Genomic DNA, 23,599 nt, shown 5'->3' on the forward strand with positions numbered 1-23,599 from the left:
CGAAAAAACACGCGGCGAGTCGTCTGCAACTGCATCACAGGCGAGCTCCAACCAACGTAGCATCACCGTTTCGCGGGCGACACCCTTGTTGCTACACCGATTTGTTATTTACGGGCGGTACCTTAGCGCCCCTTCGAGTAACCCCTGCTCAGAGGCCTGAATAGGAGTGCAGCCCATTAAAGAATTGGTTCACAATCGTGAAGTTGAAGATGACGCAGAGGTAGCCGACGATCGACAGCCAGGCGGCGCGGGTGCCCGTCCAGCCACGGGTGGCACGGGCATGAAGGTACCCTGCATAAACCACCCAGATCACGAACGTCCACACTTCCTTGGTGTCCCAGCCCCAGAAACGTCCCCAGGCCTTTTCGGCCCAGATGGCACCGAACATCAGGGTGAAAGTCCAGCCGATAAAGGCGATCGCGTTGATCCGGTAGGACAGGTTTTCCAGGCTCAGGGCAGACGGCACCAGGCGCATGAAGCCCAGCTTGTCAGCTCCACCCGCGGCCACGGTCTTTTGCCGGTGCGCCTGCACCAGCTGCAGGGCGGACATGGCAAAGGTGAGGGTGAACAGTGCCGACGACAACACGGCAATGGAAACGTGGATGATGAGCCAGTAGCTTTGCAGGGCCGGGACCAGGTGGCCTACCGGGGTCCAGTACGCCACCGAGGCGGCCACCAGCATGATGATGGAAAGGCCCACCACGAACGTTCCCAGGAACCTGAGGTCCCGCCGGATCAGCGCCAGCAGGAACACGGCCACGGCCACAAAAGCCCCGGTGGTGAGGAATTCGTACATGTTTCCCCAGGGCACACGCCCGGCGCCAAGGGCACGGGTGACCACACCCGCACCGTGGATGAGCACGCCCAGCACGGTCAGCGCCACCGCCACCCGTGCCGGAACGCGGCGTTCGGCCGCGTAGCGCATGTCGGCGTCGGCGGTCTTTCCCGCCCCGGACTGAGCGCTGCCCTGGCTGGCGACCGACGACGACGACGGCCGCTCGGCCCGTCCGGCCGGCCCGGCCAGGTGCGACTCAGTCCTGTCGGTGCCCGCCCCCGCGGCAGATGTACCTGCACCTGCACCTACAGGGACCTTGGCCCCCTGCTCCGCCTGGGCCGCTTTGAGGTCAACGGCGAGCAGGGCTTTGCTGCTCTTCGCCAGGTCCCAGGCGAAGGCGATGAAGGCCACGGTGTAGGTGCCGGCCGCAAGCAGCATAAACAACTCGCTGTACTGGCCCATGGTTTCGTTGATGGCGAAGGGCATTACTGGTCCTTTTTCGGCCCGGTGGGGCCCGCTGGGGTGGTGACAGAGTCTGCGCCATTATGGTCATAACGGCTGGGAGTTTGCTGGGTTCCGGCGGGCTCGTCGTGAGGAATGGCAGGCACCCGCCATTCCTCGGAGAGGAGCTTTCGGAGTGCGGCCGACTCGGCCGCGAGACGATGGTCTTCGCCGCGCGCCAGGAGGCCGTATTCCACCATGGTCCGGCCGTCCTCGTGCGTGCCGGTTCGGATCCAGACCCGGCGGCGGTTGACGTAGAGCGACATGACCAGCCCGGCGACGGCCAGCAGGGCAAAGATCAGCGCGTACAGCTGGCCGGGGTTGTGGTGGATGTCCACGCCCACGTACCGCTTCACGCCGTCAAAGCTGATGCTCCCCTTGCCGTCGGGCAGGGTGAGGCTGGCGCCGGGCGTCAGCGTGAGGCCTCCGGCGTCGAGGTTGCGGGCGTTCAGCGGGGTCAGGTCCCCGACGTCCAGCTCAAAAACGTTCTGCGGGGCGCCGTCGTCCAGGCCCAGGTCCCCGTAGTACGAGTTCAACGTCAGCTGCGGGTTGAACAGTTCGGGGTCCCCGCTGAAGGACACACCTTCAGGGGTGACGAAGGCGGTGGGCAGGAAGAAGCCTTGGAACCCCAGCTGGTCCGGCTTGGCGTCCGGAACCTTGATGACCACCGACGAGTAGTAGTTCTCGCCCTGCAGCTTGCCCACCACAGGGCCCTGGAAAGCCACATTGCCCGCCCCGTCACGGACGGTGACCAGCGGGGCATAGCCGTTTCCTGTGAGGTAGATGCTGGTGCCGCCCAGGGTGACGGGATCGTTCACTTTGAGGGTTTCCTGCCGCGCGGGCGCGTCAGGGTTTTCCTTGGTGGTCACGGCTGCGGAGAAGTCGATGGGCTGGCCGAACTTGCCCTTGGATTCCCGGTCAAAGGTGATGTCGAACTTATCCAGCTGAATGGAGTACGGCTGCAGCTGGCTGGACTGGAAATTGGTACCGGGCGTGAATTGGTCATAACCCACCAGGGTGTTCACGAACGTGTCGCCTTCCACCAGGATGCGCTGCCCGCTGTACCCAAAGAGTCCGCCAACCGCCACGGATACCAGCACGCCGATCAGGGATGTGTGGAACAGCAGGTTACCCACTTCCTTCATAAAGCCGCGCTCGGCCCCCAAAGACGGCCGCGCGCCGTCGTCGTCCCTTACCTCAACGCGGTAGCCGCGCTTCTTGAGCAGCCCGGCTGCGCTGTGAATAGCGTCCGACGCCGGGAGGCCGGCCGCCGCCGGCACCACCAGCGTGCCGTACTCGGGGAGGCGGGAGAGCCGTTTCGGAGTACGCGGCGGCTGGGACCGCATCGCCTTGTAGTGGGCCATGGCGCGGGGCACCACGCAGCCGATCAGGGAAATGAACAGCAGCAGGTAGATGGCGGAGAACCAGGCAGACGAGTAGACGTCGTAAAGCTGCAGGGTGTCCAGCAGCTTGCCGTAGCCCGGGTTGTTCCTTATGTACTCCGTGACGGTGGAAGGGTTCGCGGGCCGCTGGGGGAACAGCGAGCCGGGCACCGCAGCAACCGCCAGCAGCAGGAGCAGGAAAAGTGCCGTCCGCATGCTGGTGAGCTGCGTCCACGCCCAGCGCAGCATTTCCTTGGGGCCCAGGGCCGGCAGCGCGGCATCAGCCTTGGCCTCGGCCACCGGGGTGGAGGACTTTTTCTCTGCGTTCACTCGTTCGCTCATCAGATCGGCAACTTCACATCGGTTTGGAACCAGTACTGCAGCCCGGTCACCCAGGCGCCCCAGACGCCGCTGGCCATCAGCAGGCCCAGCACGATCAGGATCGCTCCGCCGGTCCGCTGGATGGCCAGCCGGTGAGTACGGAAAAAGGACATCACGCCCATGCCCCGGCGCACCGCGAGGGCAATCAGGAGGAACGGGATGCCCAGGCCCAGGCTGTAGACAAAGGCCAGGAACGCGCCCTTCGCAGCGGACGAACCGCCGGAGAGGCTCAGCAGCTGGACAGCGGAATAGGTGGGGCCGATGCAAGGCGCCCAGCCCAGCCCGAACGTTATGCCCAGCAGCGGGGCACCCCACAGCCCGGCCGGCGGTTTTGCATGGATTTTCGCATCACGCTGCAGCCAGCCGAAACCACCCATGAACACAACACCCATGACGATCACCAGGACACCCAGGAGCTGGGTGATCCAGGCATTCTGGGAGCCGGTGATCAGCGTGCCAAGTTGCCCGAAGGCACCGCCCAGGAGCACAAAAATCGCGGAGAACCCCAGCACGAACAGCCCAATGCCCGCCAGCATCCGGCCCCGCTTCTGCTTTTGCAGGTCCACGCCGGTCAGTCCCGTGACGTAACCCAGGTACCCCGGCACCAGCGGAAGCACGCACGGCGACAGGAATGACACGAGTCCTGCAAGCAGCGCCACCGGAATGGCGAGGAGCAGGGAGCCGCTCAGGATGGCTTCAGCAAAGGGGCTGTTCACGGTCCGGGGCCGCCGCTACTCTGCCACTGCGGCGGTAATGAGGGCTTTGAGGGTGCCCTTCTGGATTTCGCCGAGCACGCGCGAGGCAACGCGGCCCTGCTTGTCCAGCACCAGCGTGGTGGGGACGGCGCCTGGCGGAACGATGCCGGACACGGCCAGGAGCACCGCACCGTCCTTGTCGTCAAAGCTGGGATAGGTCAGGTTGAAGGACTTGTCGAACGCCTCGGCGGTGGCTTTTTCATCCCGGAGGTTGACGCCGTAGAACTGCACATCCTGGTCCTTGAATTCCTGGTGCAGGGCCTCGAGCTGCGGAGCCTCCACCCGGCACGGCGCACAGGCGGCAAACCAGAAGTTCAGGACCGTCACCTTGCCCTGGAGATCAGCAGGGGTCACGGATGTGCCGTTGAAGAGTGTGCCGTTGATTTCGACGGCGGACTTGCGGTCCGCGGGGGCGAACTCCGTGACGGAGCCGTCCCCGGCAACGTAGTTTTTGTTGTCTCCTGCTTTGGCCTGCTTGGCCAAGGCATCCTCCTGGGCGCAGGCAGAGAGCCCCAGGGTAAGAGCCGTGAGGGCCACGCCGCCGGCTGCAAGCAGGCTGCGGCGTGAGGTAGCCGGGGTGGACCCGGCGGACGTCTGCGGCATGGCTAGGCTCCGGGGGTGCTGGCGGCACCGGGAAGAAGGGCGGCAGCGGGCTCAGTGTACTGAACGCGCAGGAGCGAGCCGTCGTCGTCGAACACCAGGGAGGTGATGGACGTCAGCGTGCATTCGCGTTTCCGGGGGTCGTGCCACAGGGGCCGGCCTTCGGCGCTGAGCCGGGTGGCCCAGATAGGGAGCTGGTGGCTGACCATGATGGCTTCGGGCCCGCCTGTTCCGTAGTCTCCGCCCGCGAGCTCGATCGCGCGGAGCCGGGCATCCTGGACAGCGGCCCTGACCCTGGCCGCCTGGTCCTTGTACGGCTCGCCCCACGACGGCTTCAGCGGGTTGACCAGCCGCGGCCAGTGCTTGGGCCGGCGGAGCTCGGCCTTGCTGACCTTCATGCCCTCGAAGTAGTTCTCGGCCTCAATGATCCGCGGGTCCGTGTGGATCTCCAGGCCCAAAACATCGGCCGTGGGGGCTGCTGTTTCCTGCGCTCGGACCAGCGGCGATGATGCGAGGTAGACGATCCTGGCGCCCGCGGCGGCGCGGTCGCTAAAGTGCCGGGCGAGCATCTCGGCCATCTGCCGGCCCAACGCGGAGAGGTGGAATTCGGGCAGCCTTCCGTACAGAACGCCGTCGGGATTGTGGACCTCGCCGTGGCGGAGCAGATGGACAGTGGCTTGGGGCATGTTTACCAGTTTCTCAAAGATGGCGTGCTATCCGAAATCTTCTTCACAGCTTTCTACAAAGAGTAGAACTGAGGTTTTTCAAAAAATGTTCCGGAACGGGGAACAAAACATGCAAATGCATGTTTATACTGGATGCAGCAGTTAGTTGAGACTTCAACAAATGAAGTGTCAACCAATCCAGCAGTACTCACCCGACATACCTCAAGGAGAACACCATGGCACTTCCCGCAGACGTCACCACCGGCACCTGGACCCTCGACAACTCGCACAGCGAAATCGGATTCACCGTCCGGCACGCAGGCATCAGCAAGGTCCGCGGCCAGTTCAAGGATGCAGAAGCAACCTTGGATCTGGCTGAAAACGTCGCCGATTCAAAGATCAGCGCCACCATCAAGACCTCCAGCTTCGACTCCGGCGATGTCAACCGCGACGGCCACGTCCGCGGCGAAGACTTCTTTGACGTAGAGAAGTTCCCTGAAATCTCCTTCGTTTCAAACGGCCTGGTGGCCAACGGCAACAGCTACGAGCTGACCGGGGACCTTACCATCAAGGGCGTCACCCGCCCCGTGTCCCTCGAAACCGAGTTCAACGGTGTGGCCGTGGACCCGTTCGGCAACACCCGCGCCGGCGTTTCCGCGGAGACCACCATCAGCCGCAAGGATTTCGGCCTCACCTGGAACGCCGTCCTGGAAGCCGGTGGCGTCCTGGTCAGCGACAAGGTTGCCATCAACCTCGAGCTCGCCTTCATCGCACCGGCAGCCTGATTTCCCCACTCTGATTTCCCCTGTTTTCCCACCGCACCCCGGCCGCTGATTCCCCAGGAGTCTCTTCGGCCGGGGTGCCGTGTTTAACGCCTTATCCAGGCCGTGGGCCCGTGCCTCGGACCCTGCCTTGGGCCGACAAGTCACCCGTCTGGAACAACCCCTGCTGTTCCCCGACATGTCGCCGCAAGTCTCCTAGATAAGCGGTGGTGCCCGGTCTACAGTGAGAGCCATGACCAACCCCAGTGAAGTACCGCAGCCCCAGCAGCCGGGTGCCCAGCCCCCGGCCGGCAACGTTCCCCCGGCTGGCAACGTTCCTCCAGCCGGCGCGGTGCCGCCAGCCGGCGCGGTGCCGCCGCAGGGTTACCAGCCACAGCAGGGTTACCAACCGCCGCAGGGCTATCAGCCCCCGCCGGGTTATCAGGCACCGCCGGGCTATCAGACGCCGCCCCAGGGAAATGGGGCACCGCCCCAGGGATACGGCCAGCCCTATCCGCCTCAGGATCAGCCCTATCCGCCGCAAGGTCAGCCCTATCCCCCACAGGGTCAGCCCTACGGCCAGCCCGGCTACGGTGCCGGTGCCGGCCCCAGCAACGTCCCGCCGTCGGGCCTGGGCTACGCCGCCCCGCCACGCAACGTCTTTGGCCTCAGCCTGGACAACATTCAGCAGCGGTTCATTGACACCCAGGGTGTGCCGCAGCAGCTGGTTACGTCCTACTGGCTCTGGATCGCTGCAGCAGCGCTCGGGGTCGTCTTCAGCCTGGTCAACATGTTCACCGTTAGCAGCGCCTTCGGCGGCATGATGATGGGGGCAGGGATTGGCGGATTTGTGTTCCAGCTCATCTTCGCGGCCCTGTACGTGTTCATCGCCATCCGACTGAAGGAGGGTGCACGGTGGGCCCGCCTTGTCCTCTCCATCCTCGGCGGTCTTGCCGTGTTGGGTTTCTTCGCAAACCTTGTGTTCTTCAACCTCAGCCTCCTCAGTTCCGCCGCCGCCGTAGCGGCCGCGGTCATGATGTGGCTGCCGCAATCCCAGGAACATTTCAAGGGCTGACACCCCGGAGTTGGAATCATGTTGAAGGGGCCGCGGCCAGGATCATCGGCCGCGGTCCTTTCCTGTGGTTGCTTCAGTTTCGTGCGGACAAGGAGGCCAGGCCGGGCCGGCTCCCCCCGCCGACCGCTCCTGTCCCCATAGTCCCTGCTCACCGCCCGAAACCACGTTCAGCGGAATACCTCTCTGGAATGACCCACTGTGGGCCCGCCCGGGGGTACGGTGGACTTAAGCCACGCTGGGGTAGGGCCAGTGAACCGATCCCGGCAGCCGATCAAGAACTCGACATGCAAAGGACCGTCCATGAGCACTCCTCCTGTCCCGCCTCCGACTCCCAACGAGCCTGAGTCCGGCGGCCAGCCGCAGGCTCCCCGTTACGGCGAGAATGCGCCCCAGTTTGGTCACCCTTCGCCGCAGTCCGGCGACAACGCCCCGCAGTACGGGCAAAACGCACCGCAGTATGGCCAGAACGCACCCCAATACGGGCAGAACGCGCCGCAGTACGGCCAGAACCCGGCTACACCGCAGTACGGGCAGAACCCGCCACAGGCACCGGCTTACGGCCAGAACCCGCCGGCTCCCTACGGCCAGCAGCCCTACGGTCAGTCACCCTATGGCCAGTCGCCTTACGGACAGTACCCCTCCGAGCAGCCGCAGGGCTCAGGTACCTCGGGGGTCCCACAGTTGGTCAATATTTCGTTCTGGCTGCTGATTGCATCCGGCGTTATCTACGTCATTTCCATGCTGATGGGCCTCGCCATGCTGGACGATCCGTCAATGCGGCGCCAGTTTGAGGACGCCATGGCCAGTGGCGGCGCCGCGGGGGAAGTTGCGTTTGAAGATATCAAGGGCGTGATCGCCGGCACCCTGGTAGTGGTGGCCATCATCGGCGCCGGGTTGTACGCGCTGGTGGCGTTCTTCGTCCGCAAGGGTAAGAACTGGGCCCGGATCCTGGGTACGGTCTTCGCAGCCATCTCGGTCTTCGGACTGTTCGGCCCCCCGAGCATCGGCACTTTGGGAACCCTGGCGGGAATCGCAGCCATTGTGTTGCTCTACCTGCCTGCCGCCGCTCCGTACTTCCGCAAGCAGCAGCCTTTCGCCAACCCCTACGGCGCACCCGGCAACCCCTACGGCCGCTAGCCGCAGCGGGCCGAGCCCAGATAAAACGGCGCCCAGCTAAACGGCGCCAGCTACACAGCATGGCCACTCCCACGGGCGTGGATCCCGCAGCCGCCGGAAAACTAGGCGGTCTGGCCCGGGGTCTGCGCCCGTTGTGCATGGTAGGCGAGAATCTGAAGTTCGGTGGCCATGTCCACCTTCCGGAGGTTGACGCCGTCGGGGACCTGGAGCATCACGGGCGCGAAACTCAGGATGCTGCGGACACCCGCCGCCACCACCCGGTCACAGACCGCCTGGGCAACAGCTGCCGGCAGCGCCAGGACCACCATATTGGCGCCGGTCCGTTCCAGGACTGCTTCAAGGTCGGCGACGTCGCTGACGCGCAGCCAGCCAACTTCGTTGCCCACCACCATCTGGTCGGCGTCAAAGATGGCCACAACATCAAAGCCCCGGGATTCGAAACCGCCATAGCGTGCCAGGGCCTTGCCCAGGTTACCGGCACCAACTATGGCAACTTTCCAGTCGTGGGTAAGTCCCAGGGCTGCGGCAATGTGGCGGCTGAGGTATTGCACCTCGTACCCCACACCGCGGGTGCCGTAGGAGCCAACGTGCGAAAGATCCTTGCGGAGCGTTGCAGAACTCACGCCCGAGGCTTCCGCCAGGGATTCTGAGGAAACCCTTTCCACACCCTCTGCCAGCATCGTATTCAGGGCGCGGAGGTACAGGGTCAGCCGGGCTACGGCAGCAGGCGGGATCTGCTTGCCGGCGGCTACCTTCTCGCCCTGGACGGTTGCGTCTCCGTGGACGCCCGCAACGCCCTGGACGGCGCCTGGAACACCGGGGGTAGCCGGAACACCCGGCACATCCGGTAGCGCGGGCACACCCGCAAGCTCGGAAGCAGCAGGGACCGCAGCAGGAGATGAATCCAGTGAAGTCACTTTCCCCTCCATCGCGTCGCGTCGTGACTCCACTCTAGAGCCCTCTCATGCGTGCCAACAAAGCTGTGCCATTGCGTGGGATCGCTTGCCTACTCCGCCATGGCGCGCTGGAGGACCCGCTCCAGCCTCAGCTCGTCAATCTTCCAGAAGTCCCGCTGGATTCCATCCACCAGCACCACGGGAATTTCCTCAGCGTAACGTTCGCGCAGCTCCGGCAAGTGGTCAACCGGCTGTTCGGTCCACTCAAGTCCCAGAGAGGCTGTTACCCGCCCGACGGCGTCGCGCGCCTCTGCGCACAGGTGACAGTCTGCTTTGGTGATGAGGACAACCTCCGGTTTCGCCATGGATTAACCGTATCGCCCTTTGACTCAGACAGCGCGGTGGAGGGTGGGCGGACGGTGGTGGGCCTGAGCATTGACTAGACTCATGCACATGCCCGAGGAGAAGTACGTCGCTGTGGTCACCCAGCCGGTCGCGATGCCGCAGACGGGCGAGGCCGCTTTCTTCGACGTCGACAACACCCTGATGAGGGGTGCCAGCCTGTTCCACGTGGCACGCAAAATGCACCAGCGCGGAGCCTTCACCTTTGCACAGGCCGCCGGATTCGCCTGGCAGCAGTTCAAGTTTGTCACCCGCGGGGAGAACATGGATGACGTCCATGCCGTCCGCGATTCCGCCCTCACGCTCGCTGCGGGCATCACTGTGGAAGACGTCAAGGCCCTGGGCGAAGAGGTCTACGACGAAATGATTGCGTCCAGGATCTGGCCCGGCGCCAAGGCCTTGGCGCAGCAGCACCTCCGCGTAGGGCGCAGGGTATGGCTGGTCACCGCCACCCCCATCGAGGTAGCCACCGTGATCTCCACCAGGCTTGGCCTGACTGGCGCCCTCGGAACTGTGGGCGAAGTCGCCGACGGAATGTACACCGGCCGGCTGGTGGGCGATATCCTGCACGGCTCAGCAAAGGCAGTGGCGGTACAGGGCATCGCCGACATCGAAGGACTGGACCTCAAACGCTGCTGGGCCTACAGCGATTCCTACAACGACATCCCGCTGCTGACCCTGGTGGGACACCCTGTGGCCATCAATCCGGACTCCAGGCTTCGGCGCCATGCCCGTGACAACAACTGGCCGGTCTACGACTTCCGTTCGGGCCGCCGGGCCGCCACGCTTGGGCTCAAGGCTGCAACCGCCGGCGGTGCCGTCTACGGCCTCTGGAAAGGCTTCGCCCGCATCCGCGGCCCCCGGGTTTAGGCGCATCCCGCGAATCATAAGCTTGTCCGCGAATCCGAACCATGACGTTTAGGATTTGCGAACAAGGCCAGGAAGCTCCAGCAGGGAAAACAAAATGCCCGCCGCCTCCGAAGGCGACGGGCATTTCTACGCTGTTCGAAGTATCTCTACTTCTTGTTACGGCGCTGGTGACGGGTCTTACGAAGCAACTTGCGGTGCTTCTTCTTGGCCATACGCTTGCGACGCTTCTTAATAACTGAACCCACGAAAGTTCCTTACAAACTAGATGCAGTACCTGTCTGATGGAAATGGTCCGTGGACAGAGCTACAGACTGAACAACTGACAGATTCTTACAATGACGTAAAACGTTCCTTAACAGGGTACCGCTTATCGGGAGGGCCTACTGACAGCCCTGCAGCACCTCAGGCTGTTTCGGTGTGGCCCTCCACCACAGCACCCTTAAGGTACTGTTCGACGGCCTTTTCCGGCACACGGTATGAGCGGCCGAAACGCACCGCGGGCATTTCGCCGGAATGAACCAGCCGGTACACGGTCATTTTGGAGACGCGCATGACCTCGGCCACTTCGGCGACGGTCAGGAACTTCGCGTTCGAGAAGTTCTGTTCTGCGGACATTTCCCTTATTCCTTTGCTGACGGATGGACAACACTGACCCCAGGTATATGCCATTGCGGTGTGCCGATGCTGAGCCATCCACCAACCATGTGCTAGATACTCTAGAGGTTTATGTGGCCATTGTGAAAGTCATGGAGGGTAATCAATTCGCGGTCCGGCGCTTGCGGGCCGACGCCGCCAACTGGTCCAGCACCGATACCGAGACATCCCACTCCATGCAGGCGTCCGTCACGCTCTGCCCGTAGACCAGCCCGGACCTGCCGGCCGCGTGCTCGGCCACGTCCAGGTTCTGGGCACCGCCCACCAGGAAACTCTCCAGCATGACACCGGCGATGGCCTGGGCTGCCGCTCCCCCGTCCTCCAGCTGGGCCCCGATTTCCAGTGCCACTTCGGCCTGGCGGTGGTGGCTCTTCCCGCTGTTCGCGTGGCTTGCGTCCACGATCAGCCTGGGGTTCAGCTGCTTGCCGGCGAGCGTTGAGGATGCCGCCTCGACGTCGGCGGAGGAGTAGTTGGGTCCCTTGCGTCCGCCACGGAGGATGACGTGGGTGTCCGGGTTACCGGCGGTGGCCACCAGGGCCGCCCGGCCGTCGCCGTCAATGCCCAGGAAAGCCTGTGCGGCCGCCGCCGCACCGCAGGCGTCGACCGCCACCTGGAGGTCGCCGTCGGTACCGTTCTTGAAGCCGATGGGCATGGACAGCCCCGATGCCAGCTGGCGGTGGATCTGGCTCTCCGTGGTGCGGGCCCCGATGGCGCCCCAGGAAACCAGGTCTGCCATGTACTGCGGGCTGATGGGTTCCAGGAATTCGGTGGCGGCCGGGAGTCCCAGCGATGTGACCTGCTGCAGGAAACTGCGTGCCGCCCGGAGCCCGGTGGCCATGTCGTGGCTGCCGTCCAGCCGTGGATCGTTGATCAGGCCCTTCCAGCCAACGGTGGTGCGCGGCTTCTCGAAGTAGGCGCGCATCACGATCAGCAGGTCTTCCTTGTGCTTCTCCGCCTGGCTGACCAGCCGGCGGGCGTATTCCAGGCCCGCCTTGGGATCGTGGATGGAGCAGGGGCCAACGATCACCAGCAGGCGGTCGTCCACGCCATCCATGATGGCCCGGACTTCATCGCGTCCACGCTCGACGACGTCCGTCACCCGGGCGTCCATGGGCAGCTCAGCAATGAGCTCCTGGGGCGTGGGCAGCGCCGTGAATTCGCTGACACGCAGGTTGGACGTTGACTTGCCGGTGGGTGTGGTGCCCGTTGTGGCGGCTGTTGCGGTGCTCATGGTGGGGTCCTGTTCCAGAAGGGAAGCGGGCCCAGATCAGAACCCGCCGAAGAAATGGCGAAGGGCAGAGAAATGATCTCTGCCCTGTTGGCTCTGAAGGAAAGTTGGATGCGTGTCAGTTAGACGCGGGCCCCTCCAGAGCCAACGAAAAATACGCATACCAACGGTTAGTCATAGCCAAGACCATAACCCCACCGTGCGGCCACCCACAAATCCGCCCGTAACATGGCGCGAACGGGCAGATAATGCCCTCAAATTCCTTGGGAAAGGTCATTACCTGCCAGTTCGCGCGAGGTGTTCTTGGCCGCGGGTCAGCCCAGTAGCTTGCGGAGGAACTCCAGTTGCCTGATCCAGTGGTGTTCCTGGCCGCCCTCATGGCTGTTGAACCGGTACACCTCGATGTCCTTGGCCGCCCCAGTACCTGAGGAGCCTGCTGCCCCGGAACCGTAGGCGTCGAAGCTGGCAAACACGGTTGACGGGGGGCAGATATCGTCCATCTGTGCTGCGGAATAGAGCGCCGGAACGGTGGCCCACCGGGCCAGGTTGACGCCGTCGAAATAATTTAGCACCGCAAGCATGGGCTCATACCGGTCGCGGTGCCGGCCCAGGAACCCGGCGATTTCCGGGTACGGCCCGCTCGGAGTGATGTCGATGGCGCGGGGGAAGTCCTGCAGGAACGGGACATCAGGCAGCGCGGCGATGACGCCGTCGAGCCGTCCGGGAACGAGTCCCGCGACGGCAATAACTATGCCGCCGCCCTGGCTGACGCCGGCCAGGACCACTCGTGAGGCGTCAACCGCAGGGTGGGACTGGGCAGCCTCCACGGCGCGGAAGGCGTCCACGTAGACCCGTCGGTAGTAATAGTCCTCCCGGCTTCCGGCTCCCCGCGTCATCAACCCGGCGTAGGCCACCTCTCCGGCACTGGGGTGCGGGTCAGCCGTCTCGCCGAGCGCCCAGCCATAGCCCTGACCGCGGGTATCCATGATGAAGTGCGCATAGCCCGCCTGGGCCCATCGGGTGTCTTGGTTGACCAGGCCCCGCCCGCCGGAATAGCCAACATAATTCACGACGACGGGCAGCTGGGTTCCGGGCATCCGGTTCGCTGGGAGGTGCAGCCACCCTTTGATGGGGGCACCGCCGTAGCCAGCGAACGTCACGTCGTAGGTGTCGATGACCGAAAGGTAGTTCTCCACGGGCTCAAAAGTGGCTCCAAGGGGAAATGTTCGGGCTTCCTCGATGGTGCCGTCCCAAAAGGCCTGGAAGTCGTCCGGGGGCGTCACGGGTGAGGTGTACCCGCGGAGCTGCTCGAGGGGAAGGTCAAAAAGAGGCATGGGTGCAGTCCGGTCCTGTCGGTTCTGGTGGGTTGGTTGAACTGGCGGCTCTGTCGGTTCTGGCTGCATTGACTGATCCGCTTCCACGTTAAACCGCGAACGAACACTTGGGCCCCTCTTTACGAAAGTTTTTGGTCTAAAATGTTCGTTCGCGCCAAGGCGTGAGGCTTAAGTGTCCGTTCGCGCTAGAGGCGGGAAAGCTGCGGCCTGAACTCCTGCAGCCCGCCGGCACTGGCCACCAGGCACCGGAGCTCGGACAGCCCGCCGGAGACAGCCCCTGCCGCCCGGGCCTGAACCAGCACGTTGCCCAGGGCCGTGGCTTCCACGGGTCCTGCCACAACCGGCATTCCGGTCGCGTCCGCTGTGAGCTGGCAGAGCAGGCGGTTCTGCGAGCCTCCACCCACCACATGCACCACCTCGACCTGACGGTCCGAGAGCCGTTCCGCCGTTGAAATGGCCTTGGCGTAGCCTGCGGCCAGGCTGTCCAGGATGCACCGGGTGATGGCCGCTGGATGGTCCGCGAGCAGTCCCCCGGCGCTGTGCACTGCCGCGCGGATGCGTTCGGGCATGTTGTCAGGGGCAATAAACGACGGATCCTCGGCGTTGATCCTGGGACCGCCGGGTGGCAGTTCCGCAGCCGCCTCCAACAGTTCCTCCAGGCTGCCTGCGTAGCCCTGTTGGGACCACTCCCGCTGGCATTCGCTGAGGAGCCAGAGCCCGCCCATGTTGCGCAGGTACCGGATGGTGCCGTCCACGCCGCGTTCGTTGGTGAAGTTCGCTTCCCGGCTGGCCTCGGTGAGCACCGGGTGCTTCAGCTCCAGCCCCACCAGCGACCACGTTCCGGAGGAAATGTAGGCGAAATCCCGCTGCCCCTCTCCCGCTGCCGCGGCAGGGACGGCCGCGACGGCGGAAGCTGTGTCGTGCGAGCCGACGGCCACCACCGTGGTGTCTTGCGGCAGTCCCACCTGGGCGGCGATGGCCGGCAGGAGGGTGCCATAGGTTTCCCCGGGCTGGATCAGCGGCGGGAACAGGTCCTTCCGCAACCCGAGTGCAGTGAAGAACTCGGTGGCCCACTCCCCCGCGACAGCGTCGAAGAGACCGGTGGTGGAGGCATTGGTGGCCTCGGTCCGCCGAACGCCGGTGAGGAGGAATGCGATCAGGTCCGGTATCAGCAGCGCCTGCAGCCCGCCTAGATCGGGTTCAGTGGCCAGCTGGTAGATGGTGTTGAACTGCAGGAACTGCAGGCCCGTGGTGCCGTAAAGCCGCGCGGGATCCAACTTTCGGTGGACGGGTTCGACGGCGGCGCGGCTGCGGTCATCCCGGTAGCTGAAGGGCTGGGCCGTCAGTTCCCCGTCCGCATTGACCAGCCCGTAGTCCACTGCCCAGGTGTCGATGCCGATGCTGGCCACGTGCTCGCCCTGCGCTGCTGCGACGGCGGACGCCGCCCGCAGGCCCTCGAGCACCTCGGCGAAGAGGGCGTCGAAGTCCCAGCGGAGGCCGCCGTCGATCTCTACCACCCCGTTCGGGAAGCGGTGCACCACTTCGAGTTGCACACTGCCGTCACCGTCGGCGCCGCCGGTGACCCGGCCCAGGATGACCCGGCCGGAGGAGGCGCCAATATCGACCGCGGCGAAGACACTGCCGGTAAACACCTTGCGGGGACCAGCGGAAACTTCCCCGGCCTGGACCGGGGCAGTTTCGTTGGTGCGTTCGGTGCTCATCGCAGGAAGGCTGCGGCCACTCCGGCGTCCACGGGGATGTGCAGGCCGGTGGTGTGGGACAGTTCGTTGCTGGTGAGCACGGCGGCGGCGTTGGCCACGTGCTCGGGCAGGACTTCGCGCTTGAGCAGGGTGCGCTGGGCGTAGTACTCGCCCAGCTTTTCCTCGTCCACGCCATAGACTGCCGCGCGCTTGGCACCCCAACCGCCGGCGAAGATGCCTGAGCCGCGGACCACGCCGTCGGGGTTGATGCCGTTGACGCGGATGCCGTACTCACCCAATTCGGCCGCGAGCAGGCGCACCTGGTGGGCCTGGTCTGCCTTGGTGGCGGAGTAGGCGATGTTGTTCGGGCCGGCGAACACGGAGTTCTTGGAGGAGATGTAGATGATGTCCCCGCCCAGGCCTTGGGCGATCATGACCTTGGCTGCGGCCTTGGCCACCAGGAATGAGCCCTTGGCCATGACGTTGTGCTGCAGGTCCCAGTCCTTCTCGGTGGTTTCCAGCAGCGGTTTGGAGATGGACAGGCCAGCGTTGTTGACCACCAGGTCAACACCGCCGAACGCCAGGACAGCGGCGTCAATGGCGGCTGCCACCTGGGCTTCGTCAGTGACGTCCGCCTGGACACCGATGGCGACGTCGGGGCCGCCGAGCTCTTCGGCCACCTTTTCGGCATTCTCGAGGTTCAGGTCGGCGATAACCACGCACGCGCCTTCGCCGGCGAGGCGGGTGGCGATGGCCTTGCCGATGCCGGAAGCTGCACCGGTGACCATCGCGATGCGGGTGGCGTGCGACTTCGGCTTGGGCATCCGGGCCAGCTTGGCTTCCTCCAGCGCCCAGTACTCGATCCGGAACTTCTCGGATTCCTCGATGGGGCCGTAGGTGGAGATCGCTTCGGCGCCGCGCATCACGTTAATGGCGTTGATGTAGAACTCACCGGCAACGCGGGCGGTCTGCTTGTTCGCGCCAAAGGAGAACATGCCCACTCCGGGCACCAGCACAATGGCCGGGTCCGCGCCGCGCAGGGCGGGGCTTTCCGCTTCCGCATGACGGTCGTAGTAGGCCTGGTAGTCCTCGCGGTAGTCGGCGTGCAGCTCATGCAGCCGTGAGATCGAGTCTTCGATGGAGGCGTCCGCCGGCAGGTCAAGGATCAGCGGCTTGACCTTAGTGCGCAGGAAGTGGTCCGGGCAGGAGGTGCCCAGAGCGCCCAGGCGCGGGTGCTCGGCAGCTTCGAGGAAGTCCAGGACGACGGCGTCATCGCTGAAGTGCCCCAGCTGCGGCTTGTCCGTGGAAGCCAGTCCGCGGATCACCGGTGCCAGCGCTGCGGCCTTGGCTTTGCGCTCGGCCTCGGGCAGGGCGCCGTAACCGGGCAGCTTGGGCCCGAAGGGTTCGGCCTTGCCGTTGTCCCGGATGTACTTCTCGGCCTGTTCGATGATCCACAGCGAGTTCTGTTCAGCCTCTTCGCTGGTGGCGCCCCAGGCGGTGATGCCGTGCCCGCCCAGGATGGTGCCGATGGCCTGCGGGTTGGCTTCCTTGATTGCGGCAATATCGAGGCCCAGCTGGAACCCGGGACGGCGCCAGGGAACCCAAAGAACCTTGTTGCCGAAGATCTTGGTGGTCAGGGCCTCGCCGTCCACCGCGGTGGCGATGGCGATGCCGGAGTCCGGGTGCAGGTGGTCAACGTGCGCGGCGTCTACCAGCCCATGCATGGCGGTGTCGATCGAAGGAGCGGCACCGCCCTTGCCGTGCAGGCAGTAATCGAAGGCGGCCACCATCTCGTCTTCACGTTCCACGCCCGGGTAGACGTTCTTCAGCGCGTTCAGCCGGTCCAGGCGCAGAACCGCAAGGTTCTCCGCCTTGAGGGTGCCCAGGTCCCCGCCCGAGCCCTTGACCCACAACAGCTGGACGTCCTCGCCCGTCACCGGATCCTTTTCGGTGCCCTTGGCGGAGGTGTTGCCGCCGGCGAAGTTGGTGTTCCGCTTGTCCGCGCCCAGGCGGTTGGAACGGGAGATCAGGTCTTCAACAGTCTTGTTGGTGGTCATTGCAGTTACGCGCCCCATCCGGCTTGCTGGCCGCCCACGCGGTCCTCGTTGATCTTCTTCTGGTAGCCGCTGGCCTTGAAGGCAGCCAGCGGGTCCGCTGGCAGGCCGCGGGATTCACGCCACTCGGCCAGCAGTGGCCGGACGTCCGTGTAAAAGGCATCGTTGAAAATACCGTTGGCAGCCAGGACATCACCGGCACGCTGCGCTTCGCCCAGGGCCTCGGTGTCCACCAGCAGTGCGCGGGCGGTCATTTCCTGGACGTTCAGGACCGAGCGGATCTGGCCCGGGATCTTCTCTTCGAGGTTGTGGCACTGGTCCAGCATGAGCGCGACAGCGGAATTTCCTCGAGCATCCTTGCCGTAGCCGCCGCCGCGGATCACCTCGTACATGATGCGGAAGAGCTGGAACGGATCCGCGGCACCCACGATGAGGTCGTCGTCGGCGTAGAAGCGCGAGTTGAAGTCGAAGGAGCCAAGCTTGCCCAGGCGCAGCAGCTGCATCACGATGAACTCGATGTTGGTGCCCGGGGCGTGGTGGCCGGTGTCCAGGCAGACGAATGCCTTCTCCCCGAGAGCCAGGGTCTGGGCGTAGGAGGTGCCCCAGTCCGGCACGTCGGTGTGGTAGAAAGCGGGCTCGAAGAATTTGTATTCCAGCACCAGGCGCTGTTCGTCGCCCAGTGCGGCGTAGATCTCCTGGAGCGATTCTGCCAGGCGGTCCTGGCGGCCGCGCATGTCATCCTGGCCCGGGTAGTTGGTGCCGTCCGCCAGCCAGATCTTCAGGTCCTTCGAGCCCGTGGCGTGCATGATCTCAATGCAGTCCAGGTGGTGGGCGATGGCCCGGCGGCGGACTGACTCGTTGGAGGATGTCAGGGAGCCGAACTTGTACTCGTCATCCTGGAAGGTGTTGGAATTGATGGTGCCCAGGCCCATACCCAACCCGGCGGCGTACTCCTTCAGCGCGGCGTAGTCATCCACCTTGTCCCATGGAATGTGGAGGGCAACGGTGGGGGCCAGACCGGTCAGCTCGTGGACTTTGGCGGCGTCCGCGATCTTCTCCTGCACCGTCCGCGGCGTGCCCGGCGTGCCGAACACCCTAAAACGCGTGCCTGAATTTCCATAAGCCCACGAGGGGACCTCGATGGCAAGCTCCCCGAGCCTGCCCAGCGCCGTTGCTACGTCATTCATGATGATGGTTCTTTCCGGGTCTTTGTTGCTGCGGTCTGGGTTCAGTACGATGGCGGCCTGAGCCGCTAGGGCTCAGCAGCTGCCGCGGCGAGCTGGTCATCAAGATTGAAGACTTCCTCCAGGACCTGGAACCCCTCGTCGGGCGCCTGGTCCGGGTTGTCCGGGTTGTTGAAAAGAGCGGCCATTTCCGCCTGCCAGCGGGCATTAACCTCTGTCAGCGCCATTCTGGCGCGGACGGCGTCGAAATCGTCGCATTCGACGTAGCCAATGAGGAGGCCGTCAGATCCAAGGAACAGCGAGTAGTTGTTCCAGCCGGCTTGTTTGAGTTCCACCAGCATCTCCGGCCACACCGCGGCATGCCGGCGCCGGTATTCATCGATCAGCTCCGGCCTGACCGAGGAGCGGAAACACACCCTCATCTGCAACTCACCGAACTTCCTCTTCTTTGAATCGTTTCATTGTTACGATTCAAAGTACTCTTGTACATAAGTAGGTGTCAAGCAAATTCCAGCGCATGGCGTGAAACCAAGCCTGGGGCCGCTGCAGCACATGGCAGACAAGCACGGAGAATCATGAATCGTTCAGCCAGTATCAAGGACGTCGCGAACCACGCGAGCGTGGCAGTGGGTACCGTGTCCAACGTCCTGAACTACCCTGACCGCGTCTCCGAGCGGACTAAGGAGCGGGTACTCCGGGCCATCGACGAGCTGGGCTTTGTCCGAAATGATGCTGCGCGGCAGCTCCGCGCCGGCCATAGCCGGACCATCGGCCTGATTGTCCTGGACGTGGGCAACCCCTTCTTCACGGCCGTGGTGCGCGCCGCGGAAGACGCCGCCGCGCTGCAGGGCAGCGCGGTGCTGCTGGGCGACAGCGGCCATGATGCGAGCCGTGAGTCCAACTACATCGATCTTTTCCAGGAACAGCGTGTCCAGGGCCTGCTCATCTCCCCCGTGGGCGACGTCACCGAGCGGCTGGACCTGCTTCGCGAGCGCGGCGTTCCCACCGTTCTGGTGGACCGGCTCGCCGATGAGAGCAAGTACAGTTCAGTCTCCGTGGACGACGACGCCGGAGGTTACCTCGCTGCCCGGCACCTGCTGGACACCGGCCGCCGTCGGCTTGCCTTTGTGGGCGGCCCGGCATCCATCCGCCAGGTGGCGGACCGCCTGCAAGGTGCCCAGCGTGCTGTGAAGGAGGAACCGGATGCCACGCTTGAGGTGCTGGATTCAGAGGGGCAGACAGTGCTGGCAGGCCGCAGTGTGGGCAATGCCCTGGTAGAGCGCAGCGGGGCGGAACTGCCGGACGGGATCTTCTGTGCCAACGATCTCCTCGCCCTGGGAGTGATGCAGTCCCTCACCATGACCCACTCCCTCAGGATCCCGGAAGACATCGCCCTGATCGGCTATGACGACATCGACTTTGCGGTCTCCGCGGTGGTCCCGCTGTCCTCCATCCGGCAGCCCACTGAGGCCCTGGGCCGCACCGCCATAGAACTGCTCGCCGAGGAAGTGGAATCCGAAAACCCCAGGCACCGAGCGGTGATCTTTACACCGGAGCTGGTGGTCCGCCAGAGCACGGGACCCACCACAGGGCTCAATCCCCTGGCGCATCCGCACTGACTCGCGCACCCGCACTGACTGGCCCATCAGCACTGGTTTTCCTGCGAACCGGACCGCCCAGCACCACCGCCCCCGCAACCCGTCCGGGCATTTTCCCGCCGTTTTCACACCCGTAAAATCTTGCTTCCATGGCATGCCACCTGGGCGTCGGCGAAGGTTATCCTGAAGATGGTGCGTAGTTGCTGCACCGCAGTTATCTCCGGATCGTGCCGAATGCTGGGCTCTCCGGATATTGCCGGAGGAAAGAACAATGGAGCAGAATCTCCCTCTTGATGAACTCTCCGTTGTGATTGGCAGGATCAACGGCCTGCTCCTCACGGAAGAAAAAGTAGACCGCGCCGTGCACCTCCTGGCCCGGGCGGTCAAGGACGCGATACCAGGGACCGTGGGGGCAGGCGTGTCACTCCTGGACAGTCACGGCCGCAGGACCAGTGCCGGATTTACGGATCGGATTGTCGAACGCGCTGACGCCCTGCAGTATGAGCTTGGACAGGGCCCCTGCCTGACTGCCTGGGCAGCCGAGGAAACTGTGCATGTTGATGACGTCCGGGCCGATAATCGCTGGCCGGACTGGAGTGCTGCGGTGGAAGCGCTGCCGGTCCGCTCGGTGGTCAGTGCCGCGCTCGTCTCAGGGAAGGAATGCATCGGCGCACTGAAGGTCTATGCCGCTCTTCCCTCTGTGTACGATTCAGGCACGGGCCAACTCCTTGAGCTGTTTGCGGCCCCGGCAGCGACGCTGCTGTCCCACATACAAACCAGTGAAGCACCGCACCGTATGAGTGCCGGGCTCCAGGCCGCGCTGCACAGCAGGGATGCGGTCAACCGTGCTTGCGGGATCCTGATGGAACGGCATGGCATGAGTCATGAGCAGGCACTGCAGCAGCTCATGCGCCGGGCCCGCGACACAGGACAAACCCTGCCTCAGACCAGCGCTGAAACAATCGCCGGAACGCCGGCGAACCGGAACTAAAGGTGTACCGCCGTGGGCTTCGATCCCCATGAACCCGAACAAAGCCGCCGGCTTCGGGAAGCGCTCAAGGCCTCAGACCTCGGCATCGGGGAGCTGTGGCTGAATTACTTCAGCCTTGGCGGCAGTGTGGGCGAATACGAAGTTGAGGCCTACTTGCAGGGCCTGCTGTCCCTCCCGCCCATCGAACGGGATCTGCTGGCCATGGCGGGTAACGAACTAATCGATAAGGCTCCGCGGATCCACGCCCCCTATTCAGATGACCTCGACTCAGACGACCTCGATTCAGACGACCTCGCCCGACCAACCCAAGAGAATCGTGGCGAACAGGAGCAAATTGGCTCAGGCGGAGAACTGAGCCAGCCGGGCAAGGATCAGGGCACGGGCGAGGACGAACACGGCCAGGAACCGCCCCGGGCGTAGCAACGGCTTCACCCCTGCGGACCACCGAGGACTGACGCATCAACAGGAGTGACGCATCACCGCACGGGTTGCATCACCTTAGTGAAGGCATCACCGGAAAAGCCACGTTCCGTCCGACGGCGATTTGGGCTTTCCCCGCCCCCGCAGCCTGCGAATCAGGACGATGAAGGGCAAGGCAATAAGCTGCAGAATGCCCGCTATCAACAGCAGCACCACCACAAGAATCAATACGGGCGAGTACAACAGGAACACTGTGATGGCTGTTGCGAGATACCCGCCGATCAACGCGAGGATCGACTCTGCACCCATCTGGACTCCCATCAACTGGCCGCTCCCTGCGCGGAGCGGCGATGCCGCTGAAATCCTTCTCTGCTCGCCAGTATCGAATTTTTCGCTGCAACTTTTTGATACCAACGTGATAGCACTTCAAGGCCCCGAAGACAATGGGATTTCTGCCTCCCTCTTCCAGGACCAGCCCCACGGACACTGCACAGGCGTAGACTGAGAACTCGTCACCCTGACGGATCTTCGGTCCAAGAGCCGCTCCTGAAGGGACCAACCAGGATCGAGGCCGCCATGGCCCAGGAACCCAACATTTTGCCCGAAGCGGACGTCGCAGAGCACCTTCAGGACTTGGTCCTACAGTGTGCCGACGTAGAGGAGCTCCTCAATGAACTTGCGGCCTTCTCAGCCTCAAGCCTTTCCACCCGTCATGAGGTGTTCTGCAGCGTCACGTTGATGCGGAAGAAGAAGGCAGCCACCGTAGCCTCCAGCGATCACCGCGCCCTTCCCCTGGACGAACTGCAGTACGGCTTGGGCGACGGCCCCTGCCTCACTGCCATCCGGGAGCTGACCACCATGCACGTCCCCGATCTGCAGGAGGAACGCCGCTGGCCCGGCTACATCGCCGCTGCCTGGAAACAGGGAGTCGGTTCAATCCTGGCTGTTCCCCTGCCCCTCGAGGGCGAAGCGAACGCGGCTTTGAACGTATATTCGGCCAAGACACACGCCTTCAGCGGGGAAGACATTGAAAAGGCCGAGGCTTACGCTGGGCAGGCTTCCAAGTCATTGCGACTGGCCGTCCGAATCGCCCGGCTCACCGACGACCGGAATAACCTGAAAGCGGCAATGGAATCCCGCACCACCATCGACCTTGCAGCCGGCGCGATCATGGCGCAGAACCGCTGCAGCCAGGACGCGGCATTCCAGATCCTGAGAATCGCCTCGAGTTCGCGCAACATGAAACTCCGGGACGTCGCGACCTCAATCGTCACCTCAGTGTCCCGGGATCCAAACGTCCTCACCCACTTCGACGCCTAGTCCGGGAAGATGCGGGCGGCAGGTTCCGACGCGAGGGCCAGTTGTAGTTCCAGGAGCTAGCGGACCGCCGCCGCCAGGTCCTCCGGCGGGCGTACCGCCGTCGGACTTCCAGCCACTTCCCAGACCTCAGGTTCCCGGCCGTCAGGTTCCCCGCTGTCAGGGTTCCGGCTGCCAGGGTCCCGGCTGCCAGGGGCGAGGCCCAACAGCGCTATCTGGCTGGCGACGCGCTCCGCCACCAGGGCTGCCCCTTCCTGCGAGAAGTGGGTGTTGTCCGCCAGCCCTGCCGGCCAGTACGCATGTTCGCCCGGCCCGAAATGACAGAACAGCTCTTTTGATTTCTCCACGCCCAGGTGGGTGTACAGGTCTCGAGTCCAGGAGTTGAGGTCGACGACGGGCAGCTGCAGTTCAAGGGCAATCTCACGGACCACCTCCGGATAGTCCTCCAGCGTCTGTTCCAGCTCGGCGACACCGTCCGCTTCCTCAAGGAAGTGCCGGCGCTCCACCGACGTGCACAACACAGGCCTGGCCCCGCGGGCGCGGACCTCCGCCACCATGGTGCGCAGGTTTGCGGCGTATCCCGTCCGGGCCGCAAGATGGACTTTTTTCTGGTCGTTATGCCCGAACTGGATCAGGACCAGGTCCCCTTCCTCGACCAGTTCCAGGAGCTGACGCCATAGCCCCTCTGCGCGGAAGGACTCCGTGCTGGCACCGCCCTTGGCGAAATTGTGCACGGCAGCCCAGGTGTACACGTGCGGGGGTAGCTGCGCTCCCCAGCCGCTCATGGGGTACTCGTAGGTGGGACAGTTCGCCACGGTGGAATCTCCGGCGAGCAGGATTTTCATTAGGTACCCTCTGTTGTTGGACGGCAGCAGCCGTCCGGTGGTAATCGGTTTCTGACAAGAAACTAGACTCCAGC

At 64.1% G+C, this 23,599-nt stretch carries 25 protein-coding genes; 8 read left to right on the forward strand and 17 right to left on the reverse strand.

The window, feature by feature from the left end:
- Positions 1–148: 148 nt before the first annotated feature.
- The 5 genes from ccsB to M1E17_RS18740 are packed head-to-tail and all read right to left on the reverse strand — an operon-like array spanning position 149 to position 5,080.
- Positions 149–1,261 carry a c-type cytochrome biogenesis protein CcsB gene (gene ccsB, locus M1E17_RS18720; RefSeq protein WP_457963425.1) on the reverse strand — a complete coding sequence of 371 codons (1,113 nt, stop codon included), beginning with the start codon at positions 1,259–1,261 and terminating at the stop codon, positions 149–151.
- On the reverse strand, positions 1,261–3,000 hold the full coding sequence (gene resB / locus M1E17_RS18725) for a cytochrome c biogenesis protein ResB (protein ID WP_457963426.1): 1,740 nt from the start codon (positions 2,998–3,000) through the stop codon (positions 1,261–1,263). The genes ccsB and resB overlap by 1 nt, the downstream gene beginning before the upstream one ends.
- Positions 3,000–3,755: a cytochrome c biogenesis CcdA family protein gene (locus M1E17_RS18730; protein ID WP_457963427.1), complete on the reverse strand. Its 756-nt coding sequence runs from the start codon at positions 3,753–3,755 to the stop codon at positions 3,000–3,002. The genes resB and M1E17_RS18730 overlap by 1 nt, the downstream gene beginning before the upstream one ends.
- 15 nt (positions 3,756–3,770) lie before the next feature.
- Positions 3,771–4,397, reverse strand: a complete 627-nt coding sequence (locus M1E17_RS18735) for a TlpA family protein disulfide reductase (protein ID WP_457963428.1) — start codon at positions 4,395–4,397, stop codon at positions 3,771–3,773.
- A 2-nt stretch (positions 4,398–4,399) separates the two neighbouring features.
- Positions 4,400–5,080 carry a histidine phosphatase family protein gene (locus tag M1E17_RS18740; protein ID WP_457963429.1) on the reverse strand — a complete coding sequence of 227 codons (681 nt, stop codon included), beginning with the start codon at positions 5,078–5,080 and terminating at the stop codon, positions 4,400–4,402.
- Between the two features lie 215 nt (positions 5,081–5,295).
- Here M1E17_RS18740 and M1E17_RS18745 point away from each other — a divergent pair, with 215 nt between their 5' ends.
- The 3 genes from M1E17_RS18745 to M1E17_RS18755 all read left to right on the forward strand — a co-directional run bounded on the left by M1E17_RS18745 (position 5,296) and on the right by M1E17_RS18755 (position 8,032).
- Positions 5,296–5,844 carry a YceI family protein gene (locus tag M1E17_RS18745; protein WP_267276173.1) on the forward strand — a complete coding sequence of 183 codons (549 nt, stop codon included), beginning with the start codon at positions 5,296–5,298 and terminating at the stop codon, positions 5,842–5,844.
- Between the two features lie 229 nt (positions 5,845–6,073).
- Positions 6,074–6,895, forward strand: a complete 822-nt coding sequence (locus M1E17_RS18750) for a hypothetical protein (protein ID WP_457963430.1) — start codon at positions 6,074–6,076, stop codon at positions 6,893–6,895.
- A 300-nt stretch (positions 6,896–7,195) separates the two neighbouring features.
- Positions 7,196–8,032, forward strand: a complete 837-nt coding sequence (locus M1E17_RS18755; protein WP_457963431.1) for a hypothetical protein — start codon at positions 7,196–7,198, stop codon at positions 8,030–8,032.
- A gap of 101 nt (positions 8,033–8,133) precedes the next feature.
- On the opposite strand, the gene M1E17_RS18760 is transcribed toward M1E17_RS18755, so the two are convergent.
- Both M1E17_RS18760 and M1E17_RS18765 read right to left on the reverse strand, forming a co-directional pair.
- Entirely contained in the window at positions 8,134–8,949 is an 816-nt protein-coding gene (locus M1E17_RS18760; protein ID WP_457963432.1) for a redox-sensing transcriptional repressor Rex, read from the reverse strand.
- Positions 8,950–9,038: 89 nt separating this feature from the next.
- Positions 9,039–9,293: a glutaredoxin family protein gene (locus tag M1E17_RS18765; RefSeq protein WP_457963433.1), complete on the reverse strand. Its 255-nt coding sequence runs from the start codon at positions 9,291–9,293 to the stop codon at positions 9,039–9,041.
- An 88-nt stretch (positions 9,294–9,381) separates the two neighbouring features.
- Here M1E17_RS18765 and M1E17_RS18770 point away from each other — a divergent pair, with 88 nt between their 5' ends.
- The gene (locus tag M1E17_RS18770) at positions 9,382–10,200 is read left to right on the forward strand and encodes an HAD family hydrolase (protein WP_457963434.1); all 819 of its coding nucleotides are present in this window, start codon (positions 9,382–9,384) and stop codon (positions 10,198–10,200) included.
- Between the two features lie 146 nt (positions 10,201–10,346).
- Here the strand turns inward: M1E17_RS18770 and M1E17_RS18775 are convergent, their stop codons facing one another.
- The 8 genes from M1E17_RS18775 to M1E17_RS18810 all read right to left on the reverse strand — a co-directional run bounded on the left by M1E17_RS18775 (position 10,347) and on the right by M1E17_RS18810 (position 18,776).
- Complete coding sequence (locus M1E17_RS18775; RefSeq protein WP_003792170.1) at positions 10,347–10,445, reverse strand: 30S ribosomal protein bS22; 99 nt, start codon at positions 10,443–10,445, stop codon at positions 10,347–10,349.
- Positions 10,446–10,602: 157 nt separating this feature from the next.
- Positions 10,603–10,815 (reverse strand): helix-turn-helix domain-containing protein, encoded by a 213-nt coding sequence (locus M1E17_RS18780; protein WP_457963435.1) that lies wholly within the window; start codon positions 10,813–10,815, stop codon positions 10,603–10,605.
- Between the two features lie 142 nt (positions 10,816–10,957).
- Positions 10,958–12,085, reverse strand: a complete 1,128-nt coding sequence (locus M1E17_RS18785; protein ID WP_457963436.1) for a 3-deoxy-7-phosphoheptulonate synthase — start codon at positions 12,083–12,085, stop codon at positions 10,958–10,960.
- A gap of 311 nt (positions 12,086–12,396) precedes the next feature.
- Positions 12,397–13,416: an acetylxylan esterase gene (locus M1E17_RS18790; protein ID WP_457963437.1), complete on the reverse strand. Its 1,020-nt coding sequence runs from the start codon at positions 13,414–13,416 to the stop codon at positions 12,397–12,399.
- 185 nt (positions 13,417–13,601) lie between these two features.
- Positions 13,602–15,137, reverse strand: a complete 1,536-nt coding sequence (locus M1E17_RS18795; protein WP_457963438.1) for a rhamnulokinase — start codon at positions 15,135–15,137, stop codon at positions 13,602–13,604.
- Positions 15,134–17,173, reverse strand: a complete 2,040-nt coding sequence (locus M1E17_RS18800) for a bifunctional aldolase/short-chain dehydrogenase (protein WP_457963439.1) — start codon at positions 17,171–17,173, stop codon at positions 15,134–15,136. The genes M1E17_RS18795 and M1E17_RS18800 overlap by 4 nt, the downstream gene beginning before the upstream one ends.
- Before the next feature lie 5 nt (positions 17,174–17,178).
- Entirely contained in the window at positions 17,179–18,357 is a 1,179-nt protein-coding gene (gene rhaI, locus M1E17_RS18805) for an L-rhamnose isomerase (RefSeq protein ID WP_457963440.1), read from the reverse strand.
- 65 nt (positions 18,358–18,422) lie between these two features.
- Positions 18,423–18,776: an L-rhamnose mutarotase gene (locus tag M1E17_RS18810; protein ID WP_457967836.1), complete on the reverse strand. Its 354-nt coding sequence runs from the start codon at positions 18,774–18,776 to the stop codon at positions 18,423–18,425.
- Positions 18,777–18,929: 153 nt separating this feature from the next.
- Here M1E17_RS18810 and M1E17_RS18815 point away from each other — a divergent pair, with 153 nt between their 5' ends.
- The 3 genes from M1E17_RS18815 to M1E17_RS18825 all read left to right on the forward strand — a co-directional run bounded on the left by M1E17_RS18815 (position 18,930) and on the right by M1E17_RS18825 (position 21,363).
- A complete protein-coding gene (locus tag M1E17_RS18815) occupies positions 18,930–19,973 on the forward strand; it encodes a LacI family DNA-binding transcriptional regulator (protein ID WP_457963441.1) in 1,044 nt (347 codons plus the stop codon).
- A gap of 250 nt (positions 19,974–20,223) precedes the next feature.
- A complete protein-coding gene (locus tag M1E17_RS18820) occupies positions 20,224–20,943 on the forward strand; it encodes a GAF and ANTAR domain-containing protein (protein ID WP_457963442.1) in 720 nt (239 codons plus the stop codon).
- A gap of 12 nt (positions 20,944–20,955) precedes the next feature.
- Positions 20,956–21,363: a hypothetical protein gene (locus tag M1E17_RS18825; protein WP_457963443.1), complete on the forward strand. Its 408-nt coding sequence runs from the start codon at positions 20,956–20,958 to the stop codon at positions 21,361–21,363.
- 90 nt (positions 21,364–21,453) lie between these two features.
- Here the strand turns inward: M1E17_RS18825 and M1E17_RS18830 are convergent, their stop codons facing one another.
- Entirely contained in the window at positions 21,454–21,672 is a 219-nt protein-coding gene (locus M1E17_RS18830; RefSeq protein ID WP_457963444.1) for a hypothetical protein, read from the reverse strand.
- Between the two features lie 267 nt (positions 21,673–21,939).
- On the opposite strand from M1E17_RS18830, the gene M1E17_RS18835 reads away from it, so the two are divergent.
- A complete protein-coding gene (locus M1E17_RS18835) occupies positions 21,940–22,683 on the forward strand; it encodes an ANTAR domain-containing protein (RefSeq protein WP_457963445.1) in 744 nt (247 codons plus the stop codon).
- A gap of 56 nt (positions 22,684–22,739) precedes the next feature.
- On the opposite strand, the gene M1E17_RS18840 is transcribed toward M1E17_RS18835, so the two are convergent.
- Positions 22,740–23,525, reverse strand: a complete 786-nt coding sequence (locus M1E17_RS18840) for a rhamnogalacturonan acetylesterase (protein WP_457963446.1) — start codon at positions 23,523–23,525, stop codon at positions 22,740–22,742.
- Positions 23,526–23,599 lie beyond the last annotated feature (74 nt).

Source organism: Arthrobacter sp. D1-29 (genome assembly GCF_054130585.1).

Bases quoted from the DNA above. Each gene is read 5' to 3' on its own strand.
- ccsB (WP_457963425.1), bottom strand. From the start codon at position 1,261: ATGCCCTTCGCCATCAACGAAACCATGGGCCAGTACAGCGAGTTGTTT.
- resB (WP_457963426.1), bottom strand. From the start codon at position 3,000: ATGAGCGAACGAGTGAACGCAGAGAAAAAGTCCTCCACCCCGGTGGCC.
- M1E17_RS18735 (WP_457963428.1), bottom strand. From the start codon at position 4,397: ATGCCGCAGACGTCCGCCGGGTCCACCCCGGCTACCTCACGCCGCAGC.
- M1E17_RS18740 (WP_457963429.1), bottom strand. From the start codon at position 5,080: ATGCCCCAAGCCACTGTCCATCTGCTCCGCCACGGCGAGGTCCACAAT.
- M1E17_RS18745 (WP_267276173.1), top strand. From the start codon at position 5,296: ATGGCACTTCCCGCAGACGTCACCACCGGCACCTGGACCCTCGACAAC.
- M1E17_RS18750 (WP_457963430.1), top strand. From the start codon at position 6,074: ATGACCAACCCCAGTGAAGTACCGCAGCCCCAGCAGCCGGGTGCCCAG.
- M1E17_RS18755 (WP_457963431.1), top strand. From the start codon at position 7,196: ATGAGCACTCCTCCTGTCCCGCCTCCGACTCCCAACGAGCCTGAGTCC.
- M1E17_RS18765 (WP_457963433.1), bottom strand. From the start codon at position 9,293: ATGGCGAAACCGGAGGTTGTCCTCATCACCAAAGCAGACTGTCACCTG.
- M1E17_RS18770 (WP_457963434.1), top strand. From the start codon at position 9,382: ATGCCCGAGGAGAAGTACGTCGCTGTGGTCACCCAGCCGGTCGCGATG.
- M1E17_RS18780 (WP_457963435.1), bottom strand. From the start codon at position 10,815: ATGTCCGCAGAACAGAACTTCTCGAACGCGAAGTTCCTGACCGTCGCC.
- M1E17_RS18785 (WP_457963436.1), bottom strand. From the start codon at position 12,085: ATGAGCACCGCAACAGCCGCCACAACGGGCACCACACCCACCGGCAAG.
- M1E17_RS18790 (WP_457963437.1), bottom strand. From the start codon at position 13,416: ATGCCTCTTTTTGACCTTCCCCTCGAGCAGCTCCGCGGGTACACCTCA.
- M1E17_RS18795 (WP_457963438.1), bottom strand. From the start codon at position 15,137: ATGAGCACCGAACGCACCAACGAAACTGCCCCGGTCCAGGCCGGGGAA.
- M1E17_RS18800 (WP_457963439.1), bottom strand. From the start codon at position 17,173: ATGACCACCAACAAGACTGTTGAAGACCTGATCTCCCGTTCCAACCGC.
- rhaI (WP_457963440.1), bottom strand. From the start codon at position 18,357: ATGAATGACGTAGCAACGGCGCTGGGCAGGCTCGGGGAGCTTGCCATC.
- M1E17_RS18810 (WP_457967836.1), bottom strand. From the start codon at position 18,776: ATGAGGGTGTGTTTCCGCTCCTCGGTCAGGCCGGAGCTGATCGATGAA.
- M1E17_RS18815 (WP_457963441.1), top strand. From the start codon at position 18,930: ATGAATCGTTCAGCCAGTATCAAGGACGTCGCGAACCACGCGAGCGTG.
- M1E17_RS18820 (WP_457963442.1), top strand. From the start codon at position 20,224: ATGGAGCAGAATCTCCCTCTTGATGAACTCTCCGTTGTGATTGGCAGG.
- M1E17_RS18830 (WP_457963444.1), bottom strand. From the start codon at position 21,672: ATGGGTGCAGAGTCGATCCTCGCGTTGATCGGCGGGTATCTCGCAACA.
- M1E17_RS18835 (WP_457963445.1), top strand. From the start codon at position 21,940: ATGGCCCAGGAACCCAACATTTTGCCCGAAGCGGACGTCGCAGAGCAC.
- M1E17_RS18840 (WP_457963446.1), bottom strand. From the start codon at position 23,525: ATGAAAATCCTGCTCGCCGGAGATTCCACCGTGGCGAACTGTCCCACC.